Raw genomic sequence first — 14,217 nt, forward strand, 5'->3', positions numbered from 1 at the left:
AAAAACCAAATGATTTTACTATAAAATTTTAATTTATTAAAACTAAATAAAATCTTTTATAAAAATTATTATTAAAATAAATCCTAATAAATTAGATTGTATAAAACTTAGTTAAATTATTGTAAATTCAAAATATAAAGAATTAATCTTTAGCCAAAAAAGGCTAAAGATTTTAGCTCTTAACTGCACTTCCTAAATCCCACATAGGCATAAAAATACCAAGTGCTAAGAAAAGAACCATACCTGCAATAAATAGCATAAGAATTGGCTCAATATAACTTGATAAGTTATCTATAATGCTATTAAATCTTTCTTTGTAATATCCAGTAACTTTTTCAAGCATTGCATCTAATTGACCACTGGCCTCACCTGCTTTAATCATTTGAATAAGCATATTTTCATAAAGCTCAGTTTCTTTAAAAGATTCAGTTAAGCTAAGCCCTCTTGAAATTGAAACTTTAGTTGCATTGAGTTTATTTTTCATAGTAGTATTTGATATTGTTCTAAGTGAAGTATCAAGCGCATCTGCAATAGGAATACCTGCTCTTACTAACTCTGTAAAAATAAGATTAAATCTACTCATAGTAGCAAATAAAATAATCTTTCCTATTAGATAAGTCTTTAATGCATATCTATCAACTAAAGCTTTATAATTATCATTAATTCCATAAAATCTCTTACTAGCAAATATGCCACCAATAAGCACAATTAAAACATATATTCCATAATTTCTTAAAGTATGCTCAATAAATAATAAGGCTTTGGTAGCTGGTGGTAAATTAGCTCCTAATTGTTCAAATATTTCTTTAAATTGCGGTACAACAACAAGCATTAATATAGTAAATGCTATTGCAATTGCTGTAACAACAATAATAGGATATCTCAATGCCTTTTTAAATTTTTGTTGATTATCGTATAGTTCTTGTAAAATTTCTGCAAGTTTTTTTAAACTCTCACCTAATTTACCAGTGCTCTCACCTAGTTTTATCATAGCTAAAGTAATATCGCCTAATTCTGCTTGAAATGGTTCAAGTGATAAGCTTATACTAAGACCAGCATTTAAGTCTTCATAAACTTTCATAAATATTTCTTTTACTCTTTTGTTTGCACTTGAATTTGCAACTTCTCTCACACTATCATGGATAGAAATACCAGCACCAGCCATAACACCTAATTGGTTAATTGAAGCAATCAAATCAGGTAATTTTATAGTAGGTTTAAAAAAAGATAAATTTTTTAATTTATCAACAGCACTTCCTAGCGAAACGGTTTGAACTTCGCCAGCCTTTACTATACGACCTAAATTTTTATTTTTAGCTTGTTCAACAGCACTTGCCTTGCTTTGTGCTGTTAGAGTTAAGACCTTTTTTTGTCCTTTACTAATATACTCAACTTGAAATTTCTTCATTTATTACTCTTTCGCAACTCTTAATACTTCATCAACACTAGTAACACCCTTAGCAGCTCTTACTATACCATCATGAAACATATCAACAAAACCTTCTTCGTAAGCTACTTTTCTAATCTCTTCTTTAGATGCACCCGCTGCAACCATAGAAGAAATTCTATCGCTGATTGGTAGAATTTCACTTATCATTTCACGACCAGTATAGCCTGTTTGAGAACATTTAGGGCAACCTACAGGCTTATAAAATTGTGGATTTTCTACTTCTTTTACATACTTTTCAATTCTTGAATAAAAATTATCAGGTATTTTTGTAACTTGCTTACAATTAGGGCAAAGCTTTCTTACAAGTCTTTGTGCTTCAATTGCTGTTAATGCACCACTAACCATATAAGGCTCAACCCCCATATCAACTATCCTAGTAACGGCTGAAACTGCGTCATTCGTGTGAAGAGTTGAAAATACTAAGTGTCCCGTAAGTGCTGCTTGAATAGCAATTGTTAATGTTTCAGCATCCCTAATCTCACCTATCATTATAATATCAGGGTCTTGTCTTAGAATAGACCTAAGAGCAGCTGCAAATGTTAGTCCTGCTTTTTCATTAACATGTACTTGCTGAATCAAATTCAACTGATACTCTACAGGGTCTTCAACCGTGATAATTTTAGTCTCAACGCTTTTCATATCATTAAGCGCAGCATAAAGAGTAGTTGTTTTACCACTTCCTGTTGGACCAGTTACAAGAATAATCCCATAAGGTGCATGCATTGCTGCTTGAAATCTTTCAAGATTTGTAGGGTGCATTCCAAGATTGCCTAGACTAATTAAAATCTTTGATTTATCAAGTATCCTTAAAACTATACTTTCGCCATTTATAATAGGTAATGTTGAAATACGAAAATCATATTCTTTATCTAAAACCCTAGCAGAAAATCTACCATCTTGTGGTTTTCTTTTTTCTGCAATATCCATATTTGATAAAAGTTTCATTCTAGAAACCATTGGTGGATATATATCTTTATCAAAAATAAATATTTCAGTTAGCATACCATCAATCCTACCACGAACAATGCAGTTTGTCTCGGTTGGTTCAATGTGAATATCGCTTGAGCGATTTACAATACAAGTTCTAAGGATAACTTCAATTAATTTTAAAATTCCAGAGCTATCTTGCTCTCCACCAGTCATTGTAGGATCAGAGCTTAACTCTTTTCTAATATCATTGATAATATCTTTTATACTTTCATTTAATTGAATTTTACTTAAATATCTATCAATTTGAGATGGATGTGCGACATAGTTTTTAACAAGTTTTCTACTAAATAAATGTTGAACTTTATCTTGAGTTTCTAAATTAAATGGTTCTTTATATGCTACATATAAATTAATTTCATCTTCTTTAAAAGGTAAAAATCCATAGTTTGATAAAACTGAATACTGAATTTTTTCAGAAATCTTATAATTAATATCAACCGAATCTAAATCTATATATTCAAATCTTAATTTTTGTGCAATTTTTTCTAAAAATTCTTTATTACCTATTTCAAAATGTAATGCAATATCATCTAAAGTAATACCATTAGTCTTATAAAGGTCAATCAATAAAGATTCTAATGTGCTTTCATCTAAAACGCTTTTTAAATAATTTAACTTATCTTGTGGATTTTCAAAAGACATAATAGTGTCTTTTAATTCCATTTTTCTTCTATATACTAAAACTCCTAAACGATCTACAAATTCCATTACCAGTACTCTTTCACTTCTAATATTTGATTGTTTGAATTTAAAATAGTTAAAACCATCTTAGTAAATGGTTTATCAAATCTCAAACTCATTTCATAGATTTTATCATTATATCTAAAAATATATTTATCATTTTCCTTTATATAATTACCTGATATATAATCATCGTAAATATCAGATAAAATATAATCACACTTAGGTAGCTTAATAGAGCTTATATTAAGGTTATCAACTAGTGCTGAATGTAATAATTTTTTCTTATATAAAATAGTTGAATAGTAAACAGCATTAGCTCTTGCTTCTTTTGAATTTCTAAGTGCAATAATAACAGCTGATAGTTTGTTTATATAATCTGTTCTTAAACATGCAATACCATACAAATTCATCAATCCATCATCTTGATTTTTTACAGCTAAATCATATACTAAATTATTGCATACTTTTGAATATTCTTGATTTTCAATAGCTTTATTAATGTCTGCTAAACTAATAGCAAAACAATTTAAAGCTATTAATAAAAAAATAATTTTTCTCATAATTTACCTTCTTTAATTAAGTCTAAAGTTTGTTTAACACGAGTTGAGCTATTAGAATTTAAATAATTAGTTAAAGAATTAATAGCTTGCTCTTTTAAACCTAATTTATAACTTGCTTTTGCAAACATAACCCAAGATTTATCGTTTTTAACATCTAATTTATTTGCAGTCAATGCCCATTCTCTAGCGTTTTTAAAATCGCCTTTAGAATAATACACATCAGCTATATCTAAAGCAAAATATATACTATTAGTTTCAGAAAATTTTAATTTCAAATATTCTAAATCATCTAATTCTTTTTTGCTTTCTACCTTAGGTGTAGCCTTAGAATTTAAATCAGTAATAACTATTGTGTTAGTTTCTATATTTTTAGGTATATTTTTAATAATGTTATTATTTTTAATATTACTTGATTTTGTTTCACTTGTATTTGATTTAAAAGATGAGTTTTTAACATCTATATTCATAATGCTTAATGATATAGTTTCATTATTTGTAGTATCTGCTAAAGTAGTAGTATTAACTTCTTCTTTAGGCATATCTACTAATTTTTTATCATTATTTGGCTTATTACTAATTACTTCTACTGGTTTATTGATAATATTTTTATTATCTAATATTTTTTCTTTTTCTAATTTAACCTTAGTATCATTTATAATCTTTTTAACTTCATTATTACTTTTTTTTACATTAGTTTCTAATTCGCTAGCACCTTTTGAGTATGCAAAATATATTAAAGCAGATATAAAAATAACAAATATAATAAAAGCTAATATGTATAAAAAGATATACTTTTTCTTTTTTTTCTTACTTGAATAAATTTTCCATTTATTTTCTAATTCTATAACTTCATGTAAATTAAGCATTTAATAAACCTTTATCAAGAGCAGCCATTTCTAATACTTTTTCATTGATTTTTGGATTACTAAACTCACTAAATCTTTCTTGCTCATAAAATTCATATATTTCAAATGCTTTATACAATAACATATTAACAGTTCTTAAGTTTCCTTTAGTAACGCTATATATAAACTTATAATTTTTATTACTAAAAAATCCTTTATCCAAACCATTCTTTAAAGTTTCTAATTTCTTATTAATATAAGTTTTAATTTCATCTTCACTAGATTCACTAAGTTCAATACTTTCCCAAATTCTAGTAGTAAAATGCTCTTGAGCTAAAATATCCTCATCAGCAATTGTCTTATGAACTGTAAATAAGAATTTAAACATTCTAGTATCTGATAATAGTCTAATTTTTTCTATTAATATATTAGGATACATTTGAGCTTCATCAAGCATTACCATATACCCATCGTATTTTAATTCTTCGGGAGTTTGAGTAACTTTATCTTTAAAAATTCTTAAAAAATCTTCGTATTTTTCAATCTCTACATATTCATTAAAAATTTTTCTGTGCAATTCAGTATAAAATCCTGATTCTGAATAAAATGGCTGTTCTAATAATATAATCTTTTTATTTTTTTCTTTTAAATCTTTTTCTATTTTATTTAATAAAAAAGTCTTACCACAACCTGGCTTACCATAAAACAATACTAATTTTAAAGGCTTTTCTAATGAAGTTATAATCTTATGATAAGCAATCTTAGATTTATCAAGATTGATAAATCTAAGGCTTTCTAAATTGTCTATAAATAATTCTTTAGCTAATGTATATTTATTCAATAGCAACCCTTATTCAACATTATTTATTGAATCAAATTCTTCTGCTTTTTCTTTAAATAAGTTTTTAGTAGCAGTAGGTTTTAAATCTTCTTTATAATCTAGTGCTAAAGAGTATCCTAAATCTTCTAAAGATTTTCTTACTTCTTCTTTATCTTTAGTAAAATCAACAACATGCGGAGTGATAACAAACACTAATTCTGTTTTTTCTTTTGATTTTTGTTTAGAGCCAAATAATTTTCCTAATAAAGGAATATCTTGTAATACCGGAATTCCATTTTTACTAAATAATTCAGAATCAGTAATAAGACCACCTAAAACAATAGTCTCTCCATCTCTTACTTGAACAACTGTTGATAATTTCTTTTGTTTTGTATCTGGAGCAACAACCCTATAGCCATCTTTAACTTTTTTATCTTCAATATTTATTAGCTCACTAATGCTTGGATTAATTCTTAGCATAATTTTATTATCATCTGATATTTCAGGTAAGATATTTAATAAAATACCTACGAAAATTGATTTTTCTTCATCAGCATCACCCGTGCTACCACTATCTGTAGTTGTGCTACTTCCTTTTAATTTATAATTATATGTATCACCAACCGTGATTAATGCTTGTTGGTTATTTAAAGTTGCGATTTTAGGACTTGAAACAACTTTAACATCTCCACTTTCTTTAAGAAAATTTATCATACCTGTTAGGTTAATACCCATATTAATAGCTATATTTTCATCTCCGTGCCATCTACCTTTATCGGTTTTACCCCAAAATACATTAGAAGTATTTTTTTTATCAGTTAAAATAATAGTGCCATTAGCAGTGTTTCCAATAAGATTTGTAAGAGATGCTCCAGTAGTATCAAATCCTAAATTAAATTGTGTCCAATCTATACCTGTTTTATGAGATTTATTAAGGCTTACTTCAATAATTGAAACATCAATTACTACTTGTTTTTTAAGTGATTCTTGAACTTGATTTAAATAAGTTTCAATCCTATCTAAAATTTCATTACTTGAAGTAACTGTGATTAAACCTGCATTAGCATTGATTGTAGGAGGTGTAATAGGAATATTTTGACCTGAATTTTGAACTATTTCTGAAATCTCTTTGCCTATGTTTTTCCAAAAATCAAATTCTTCTTTAGTTTCAATCATATTATCACTATCTGAACTTGAACCTGAACTTGAACTTGAGCTACTGCTATCGCTACTGCTTGCTTGAGATTCAACATTTGCCTTAGTAATAGCACTACCCTTACGAACTGAAGTAATATAATCTAATTTAAATGTTTTAGTATTTAAACCTTGAATTTTTAAGATATTATTTGAAAAATCATAATCTAAACCTTGTTCAGCAATAAGCAAATCAAAAATGCCATTAATATGCATATTTTTAATACTTATTCCATCTTGTCTAGTACTCAATATTCCTTTTGAATATGAATCTTTATAAACTACACTAAAATCACATACTTTTGATAATTGATTAATTATTTCGTAAGCTGAAGTATCTTCTTTATTTACTTTAATATCAAAAGCTCTTTTTGAGCAATCTGCTGCACTTAATGAGCTAGATAGCATTAGCGCTGCACTTAAAGATATAATAGTTTTATTTAACACTGATTTGAACATTCTGATTATCCTTTAAATTAAGTTCTACATAATTAATTGAATTTGAAAGACCAACTCTTTCATTATTAATACTAACTACCCTATAACCTGCAGTAATTATTTCGTTTAAACCATACCATTTTTGATTGATTTTCACTCTTTTATCTACAATAGCATATAAAGTAAAAGTTATAACCTCGTCTGATTTGATTTTGTCCTTATAAAAAGGATCATTTGTTTTTGTAATTTCAAGATAGTCTATTGTATTTCTAACTTGGACTAATTCATTAAATTTATTGTCAAGTTCTGTTCTTGTCATAGCAAAAATTGCTTGAATACAAACTAATATACATAATACTTTTTTCATTAATATTTAATCCCCCATATTGAGATTTTAACATCAGCTTGAATGTCATTTGTATAAACTTTGTTATTTTCGCCACCATTATTATCCTTATTAGGATTATCTGTAGGCTCAATTTTGTATAGTTTAAGCATATTTACATCTACAACATCAATTGATTTTTCTAAGCTATTTACAAAATGTAAAATATTTTGGAATTTACCAGTTAAAGAAAATTGAACATTAAAAACTTCTTCTACTTTTTGACTTACCAAATCATTTACACTACTTCTTACATCACCTAAAACTACTTGATATTTTTTAGATAATTCATTAATTTTAGCCATAAACTCAGACCAATTTTTTTGATTATATAATAATTTTGACGCTTCTTTTAATTTATCATCAAAATACATATTCTCATCACTGATTTCTTTTCTTGCTTTTTCTTCGCTAATGATATCTTGTGTTAATTTTTGTATTCTTGAGTTTTGCTTTTCTCTTTCAATAAAATCATCAAGTCTTCTTAACTCTTCTTTAGCTTTATTTAATAATTCTGTTTGTTCTGCCACATACTGCTCTGAACTCTCATATGTATAATCATAGATTAAATAACCAAATAAAAATACACACATAAATATACTCATATAGAATATATTAGTATTAGGCTGCTTTTCGTAATAATTATCTATTTTATCAAAAATACTACCTTGTTTCATCTTAAAACCTTTATTACAATATTACTTTCATGCTCTTTATCTTTATCATCAAGATTTAATATCTTAATCAATACATCTCTTGATTCAATACTATAAGTATCATCAGCACCTATTTCTTTTAAGAATGAAGTTATACCTGTTGAAGTTCCTTTTAAATTAACATTTATAATATCATTATCAAAAGACATACTTGTTACTTTAATATTGCTTTGATTTAAGATACTAGCCATTTTTGTAGCTGCACTAGCTTTTGATAGATAATTAACTTTTTTATCATAAATATTATCTAAAAGTGTATATCTAAATTCTAAAGTTCTTCTAGCTTCATTTACTTCAGCTGATAAACTAGATAATCTACTTTCAAGGTTTTTAATTTCATTATCAATTCTTGTATATTCTGTTTGTTTAGCAGGAATTTTTTCACTAGTATCTCTTTCTTCTACTTCAATAAATTTACCATTTATGTAATTATATATAGGATAAATACTAGCCAATACAATAACAGCCAAAATTGATAAAATTAACTTCCCAGAATATCTCTTCGCAAAAGGTGGTGGTCTTAAAAATGTAGATATGTTAAATACATCATTTGGCATTTTTAATTGTTCATTAGCTCTTAACAAGCTTAATAAAACAAATGGATTAATCCTTAATTCTCCGCCTTCTTTTTCAGGAGTAGTTGTAAATTCAGAAGGTGTATTAACCTCAACGGTAAAATTTCTAATATTTTTAAATAAATCATATTTAATTTTATGGATATTAACAAATTCTGCTACTTCAAGACTATTAATTCCAATTTCAACTTTATTATTAAGCATAGTTTCAAGTATAATATCATCATCAAGACACCTAAAGCAAGAAAACAATACTTCAACTTTTTTTAAGAAATTTTGACTTAACCCAATATCAGTTCCTACAAATACTTTTGTAATAGTAACATTATCTAATTGAGCACCTCTTAATATTAAAGATAAATTGTTAATTAAGAATTTAAAAGACTCGCTTAAAACCTTATTAAGTGAAACTCTTTTTGCATCATCTACATGGTCAAAACCATATTTTGATAATTCATTTAAAAACATATGTTCAGGAATTCTCTCTCCTAAATCATGAGAAAAACTACCATGCAACATATCTATGCTAAGTTTATTAATAATCTTATAGTTTATTAATTCTCCATCTTTATACACAGTAAGTGTTGTATATGTTTTATGAAAATATATAAATACTTGAACTCCATCACTTTCTATAAGTTTGCTTGTATAATAATTTTGATACATCAATGGTTCAATATCTATATAATCAATATACTGAAGCTTATTAGCTACATCTTTAAATTCTGTTTCAATTTTTTCATTTTCTACTACAAATACATTATATACTGTATTAATTCCCATACTAGCATTAGAAATACTATAAGATATCTTATAATCCTTGTCTATATCTAATTCTAACACTTCATAAGTTTTGTTTGTAATTATACTGATTTCATCCTCATCTGTATCGTTTGGAACCTCAACAGAAGCATACTTTACATTTTCACCTGGCATATAGGTAATATTGTAAGCAGAATTGCTTTTTTCCTTAACGGTAATTTCACTAAGGACATTATCAGCAAGTTTATAGAGTTTTTTTGTACTTGAATCAAAAGCGACCAATTCTCTTTTTTTCGCTGTTTTCGCCATTTAAATACCTTTTATTTTTTATTGTTTTAAGCCTACTTTTTTTAAAAAGTTCTCATTATCGTACCATTTTTTTTGAACTTTTGCAACCAACTTTAAGTTAATTTTTAATAAAAAAACTTCAGCAATTCTTTTCCTAGCAACTATTCCAATACGCTTAATTGTATTAGCATTTCGACCGATTAGCATTGCTTTATGATTTTCTGAATCTGTAATAATATCGGCATAAATAGTTAAAAAATTATCTTTTTCTATAATTTTATTAATTAACACTTCACAACAATATGGCAATTCATCACTAAGATTTTGATAAATGCTTTCTATTATTAATTCTTTAATAACATCTTTAGTTGTTTTATCAGTGCTAAATTCTGGGTCAAAAAAATATGGGTGTTCTGGTAAATACTTTACCATCTCATCTAATAATTTATTTTTATAGAATTTATTTTTTGATGAATAAGGAATGATATTAGGAACAATATCTAATTTATTAAATTCTTCTAATTTATCCAATAATTTTTTAGGTTCAACCAAATCAACTTTGTTTATAACTACAATATGCTCAACCTTTGGCTTTAAATCTAAAAATTTTTTATATTCATCTAAACTATCAAAAATACTCATAACGAATACAATCAAATCACAATCATCTAAGCTCTTTTTAGCAGCTTCTATTAATAGTTGATTGAAATTCTTATTGCTTTCGTGTAGGCCTGGAGTATCTATTAATATTATTTGATTTTCATCGTGCATTATTACCACATTCATTTTTCTTCTTGTGGCATTTTCTTTATGTGATACTAGGCAAATATTTTCGCCTAGTAAAGAATTAATCATTGTGCTTTTACCGGCATTTGTTCTGCCGATTACACTTACAAAACCGCTTTTCATAAAATATATCTTGCTATATCTTGATTTTCTATAATAGAGCCTAATTTATCATCAACTAATTTTGTATCTATTACACAATCTTTATCTTTGTATTTATCACACTCATAAGAAATATCTTCTACTAATTTTTCAATAACAGTATGTAAGCGTCTAGCACCTATATCTTCCATACTTTCATTTGCTTGTGCTGCTATTTTTGCAATTTTTTTAATAGCATCATCTTCAAACACTAAATTAACTCCTTCAGTTTCTAAAAGTGCTTTATATTGTTTTAAAAGTGAGTTTTTAGGTCTTGTTAAAATTTCATACAATTCATCAGCACCCAAGCTATCAAGCTCAACTCTTAATGGAAATCTACCTTGTAATTCAGGGATTAAATCACTTGGCTTACTTAAATGAAATGCACCTGCTGCAATAAATAATATATGATCAGTTTTTACATTACCTAATTTAGTATTTACTACACTACCTTCTACGATAGGTAATAAATCTCTTTGAACACCTTCTTTGCTAGGGTCTTGTCTGCTTGAATTACCCGAGCTTACCGCAACTTTATCTATCTCGTCAATAAAGATTATTCCTTCATTTTGAACTCTTTTTAAGGCTTCATCTTTAATGCTTTCATTATCTAAAACACTATCTGTTAATTCAGTTTCTAAAACTTTTCTAGCGTCTTTAATTTTTAACTCTTTTTTCACTTTTTTATCAGCAATACCAATTACTTTTACCATCTCTTGCATACTTGCAAGTTCTGGTGGTAGATTTGGATTTGTCTCAAGTGAGCGTTGGGTTACATAAATTTCTATAACCTTATCTTCAAATTCTTTATTTCTTAGACGCTCTTTCATCTTTTCTAAGCTAGTTTCATACTCTGCTTGTTTTTCTTCACTAACACCTTTTGGTAATGGCGGTAATAATTTTTCTAAAATTTTATTTTCTATTAGTTCGGCTAATCTTGATTTGTTTTTTTCTAAATGTTCATTTTTTACTAAAGTTAAAGCCGCATTAGCTAAATCTCTTACCATACTTTCTACATCACGACCAACAAAACCAACTTCAGTATATTTACTAGCTTCCACTTTAATAAAAGGTAAGCCCATTAATTTAGCAATTCTTCTTGCAATTTCTGTTTTACCCACACCTGTGCTTCCTATCATTAAAATATTTTTAGGAACAACATCATCTTGCATACTTTCTTCAAGCTTTAATCTTCTATATCTATTTCTTAAAGCAATAGCAATTACCTTTTTAGCTTTTTCTTGACCTATTACATATTCATCTAAAAATTCAACAATTTCTTTAGGTAACATCTGCATTCTTAATCCCTTAATTCATAAGTAGTTATATTTGTGTTTGTATAAATACAAATCTCTCCTGCAATTTTAAGACTTTCTTTAACTAAAGTTAATTCATCTAAATTCGCATGATTATGCAATGCTCTTGCAGCACTAAGTGCGTATGCTCCACCACTTCCAATAGCACAAATGCACTCATCTTGTGGCACAACTACATCGCCTGTCCCGCTTAATAAAAAGATTTGTTTTCTGTTTAAAACTATCATCATAGCTTCAAGTTTTCTTAAGTATTTATCTTTTCTCCACTCTTTTGAAAACTCAATAACAGCTCTTTCTAAATCTCCTTTTTTACTCTCAAGCATTTTTTCAAACATATCAAATAAAGTAAAAGCATCAGCAGTGCTTCCTGCAAAACCTGCTAATACTTTTCCTTCATAAAGTTTTCTAAGTTTTACTGCATTACCCTTTAAAACCGTATTTCCAAAAGTAACTTGTCCGTCACCACCAATTACTGAAGCATCTTTTCCTTTATAAGCTAAAATCGTAGTAGCGTGAAACATTAAGCACCTTTTACCACTACTATAAATTCAGCAACAATGCCATGACCTAATTTTGCACTCACTTTATACTCACCTTCTGCTTTAATAGCATAATCTTGAATGCTTTTTTTATCAAGTTCAAGGTTGAATTGCTCTTTAATAGCGTGTGAAATTTCATCTTTTGTAACTCCACCAAATAATGCTCCATTAGCACCTAATTGTTTTTTAATAATAACTTTTTTATCAGCTAAACTATCTTTTAATTTATTCATTAATTCAAGCTCGTATCTGTCTTGCTCTTCTTTTTTCTTTAAATCACTTGCGTGTTTTCTAAGCACTTCTGTGCTAGCAACTTTTGCAAAACCTTTACCGATTAAGAAATTTTGACCATAACCATCTTTTACTTCCTTAACTTCTCCGGCTTTACCTAAGCCTTTTACATCTTTAATTAATAAAACTTTCATAATTTCTCCTTTTTGTAATATTATTGATTGTAATAAAAAAAAGTATATTTTACGCAAATTATTATGTGGAATTTAAATCTATAATGAATGATTTAAATTCTAATACTTTATTTGATTAAGTATGTCGTAATTATAGCAACCCATCTGCTCGCCTAAATCACAAGCTTTTTTACTTAATTTAAGCGCTTTATTATAGTCTTCTTTTACACCTTCACCATTAAAATAAGCAAGAGCTAAATTATTGCAAGCCATAGGATATTCTCCATCACAAGCTTTTTCATATAATTTAATTGCTTTATTGTAATCTTGTTCTACGCCTTTTCCTTCGCTATACGAGACGCCAGCATTATAACAAGCATTAAAAACTTCTCCATCACAAGCTTTTTCATACAACTTGATTGATTTACTATAATCTTGCTTTACACCTTGTCCAATATAATAAGAATTACCTAAATTATAACACGCTTCAAAAATATCTGCATTACAAGCTTTTTCATATAAGTTATTTGCTTTTTTATCATCTTGTTTTATACTTTTTCCATTTTTATATATCCAACCTAAACCAAAACAAGCACCAAACTCATTTGCATCACAAGCTTTTTTAAATAGCTTAATTACTTTTGAATAATCTTGCTTTACATATTTTTCTTGACTATAAATATAACCTAAAAAACTGCAAGACTTAAAATTATCTTTAGCACATTCTTTTTCCCAAATTTTAGCAGCTTTTTCGTATTCTTTATTTTTATAATACTCTAAACCTTGATTAGCAAAACAAAACACGCTAATAAATACAAATAATAAGATTTTTCTCATTTTTATTCTTTAATATCTTTTTGATAATTTTCTACAGCTTTATTCCACATTAGTTTATATTTGCGTTTAAGATATTCAATTTCTTCTCTAGCTAATTCTAATTCTTTATTTAGAGTATCTATTACTTTTCTATCTTCATCATAAAGCTCTTGCATAGAATAAAGTGCTTCTTTTAAAAAGGCATTTTCACCCCTTAAAACTTCTAAAGTTTCATCTTTTGCATCTAAGACTTTCTCGTGAAGATTAAGAATAGTTCCTATTGTCTTTTCTATAAAATTACCTGCAGGGGTATTTGCAATATCTTGAACTTCTATGTTTTTATCTTTTACAGGAACGATTGCAAAAGTCCCTGCATTTGCTTCTATTAAAAGCTTTTCATTTTCATATTTGTGTTTTAATGAACCACTTTTAATCATAGCCATTACAACTTCTTCATTCAAATGAACTAATTTGCAAAATTCACTAAGTTCAAGATATGTTTGCATAA

The 14,217-nt window shown here is 27.2% G+C and carries 15 protein-coding genes; all 15 read right to left on the bottom strand.

Annotation, left to right across the window (positions count from 1 at the left end; translation table 11 throughout):
- Positions 1-172: 172 nt before the first annotated feature.
- The gene (locus AVBRAN12637_RS00120) at positions 173-1,408 is read right to left on the bottom strand and encodes a type II secretion system F family protein (protein WP_336615134.1); all 1,236 of its coding nucleotides are present in this window, start codon (positions 1,406-1,408) and stop codon (positions 173-175) included.
- Between the two features lie 3 nt (positions 1,409-1,411).
- Positions 1,412-3,103, bottom strand: a complete 1,692-nt coding sequence (locus AVBRAN12637_RS00125) for a GspE/PulE family protein (RefSeq protein WP_442862230.1) — start codon at positions 3,101-3,103, stop codon at positions 1,412-1,414.
- 44 nt (positions 3,104-3,147) lie between these two features.
- Entirely contained in the window at positions 3,148-3,684 is a 537-nt protein-coding gene (locus AVBRAN12637_RS00130) for a hypothetical protein (protein ID WP_214115745.1), read from the bottom strand.
- Positions 3,681-4,550, bottom strand: a complete 870-nt coding sequence (locus AVBRAN12637_RS00135; RefSeq protein WP_336615135.1) for a CDC27 family protein — start codon at positions 4,548-4,550, stop codon at positions 3,681-3,683. Before AVBRAN12637_RS00135 ends, AVBRAN12637_RS00130 begins: the two co-directional genes overlap by 4 nt.
- Positions 4,543-5,370, bottom strand: coding sequence for an ATP-binding protein (locus tag AVBRAN12637_RS00140; RefSeq protein WP_214115747.1), 828 nt, complete (start codon positions 5,368-5,370; stop codon positions 4,543-4,545). The genes AVBRAN12637_RS00135 and AVBRAN12637_RS00140 overlap by 8 nt, the downstream gene beginning before the upstream one ends.
- Before the next feature lie 9 nt (positions 5,371-5,379).
- Complete coding sequence (gene mshL, locus AVBRAN12637_RS00145) at positions 5,380-7,002, bottom strand: pilus (MSHA type) biogenesis protein MshL (RefSeq protein WP_214150105.1); 1,623 nt, start codon at positions 7,000-7,002, stop codon at positions 5,380-5,382.
- Positions 6,980-7,348, bottom strand: coding sequence for a hypothetical protein (locus tag AVBRAN12637_RS00150; protein WP_214115749.1), 369 nt, complete (start codon positions 7,346-7,348; stop codon positions 6,980-6,982). The genes mshL and AVBRAN12637_RS00150 overlap by 23 nt, the downstream gene beginning before the upstream one ends.
- Entirely contained in the window at positions 7,348-8,043 is a 696-nt protein-coding gene (locus AVBRAN12637_RS00155; RefSeq protein WP_214120104.1) for a hypothetical protein, read from the bottom strand. The genes AVBRAN12637_RS00150 and AVBRAN12637_RS00155 overlap by 1 nt, the downstream gene beginning before the upstream one ends.
- A complete protein-coding gene (locus tag AVBRAN12637_RS00160; RefSeq protein WP_214150106.1) occupies positions 8,040-9,728 on the bottom strand; it encodes a hypothetical protein in 1,689 nt (562 codons plus the stop codon). The genes AVBRAN12637_RS00155 and AVBRAN12637_RS00160 overlap by 4 nt, the downstream gene beginning before the upstream one ends.
- A gap of 18 nt (positions 9,729-9,746) precedes the next feature.
- Positions 9,747-10,616, bottom strand: coding sequence for a GTPase Era (era, locus tag AVBRAN12637_RS00165; RefSeq protein ID WP_336615136.1), 870 nt, complete (start codon positions 10,614-10,616; stop codon positions 9,747-9,749).
- Positions 10,613-11,932, bottom strand: a complete 1,320-nt coding sequence (gene hslU / locus AVBRAN12637_RS00170) for an HslU--HslV peptidase ATPase subunit (protein WP_214150108.1) — start codon at positions 11,930-11,932, stop codon at positions 10,613-10,615. Before hslU ends, era begins: the two co-directional genes overlap by 4 nt.
- Positions 11,933-11,934: 2 nt before the next feature.
- Positions 11,935-12,471: an ATP-dependent protease subunit HslV gene (gene hslV, locus AVBRAN12637_RS00175; protein ID WP_214115754.1), complete on the bottom strand. Its 537-nt coding sequence runs from the start codon at positions 12,469-12,471 to the stop codon at positions 11,935-11,937.
- Positions 12,471-12,914, bottom strand: a complete 444-nt coding sequence (gene rplI / locus AVBRAN12637_RS00180) for a 50S ribosomal protein L9 (protein ID WP_239803488.1) — start codon at positions 12,912-12,914, stop codon at positions 12,471-12,473. The genes hslV and rplI overlap by 1 nt, the downstream gene beginning before the upstream one ends.
- Positions 12,915-13,013: 99 nt before the next feature.
- Positions 13,014-13,730, bottom strand: coding sequence for a tetratricopeptide repeat protein (locus tag AVBRAN12637_RS00185; protein ID WP_239803487.1), 717 nt, complete (start codon positions 13,728-13,730; stop codon positions 13,014-13,016).
- Positions 13,731-13,732: 2 nt separating this feature from the next.
- Positions 13,733-14,215, bottom strand: a complete 483-nt coding sequence (locus AVBRAN12637_RS00190) for a DUF3972 domain-containing protein (protein ID WP_214115757.1) — start codon at positions 14,213-14,215, stop codon at positions 13,733-13,735.
- Positions 14,216-14,217: the final 2 nt, after the last annotated feature.

This window comes from Campylobacter sp. RM12637 (assembly GCF_020137645.1).
GTDB lineage: Bacteria > Campylobacterota > Campylobacteria > Campylobacterales > Campylobacteraceae > Campylobacter_E.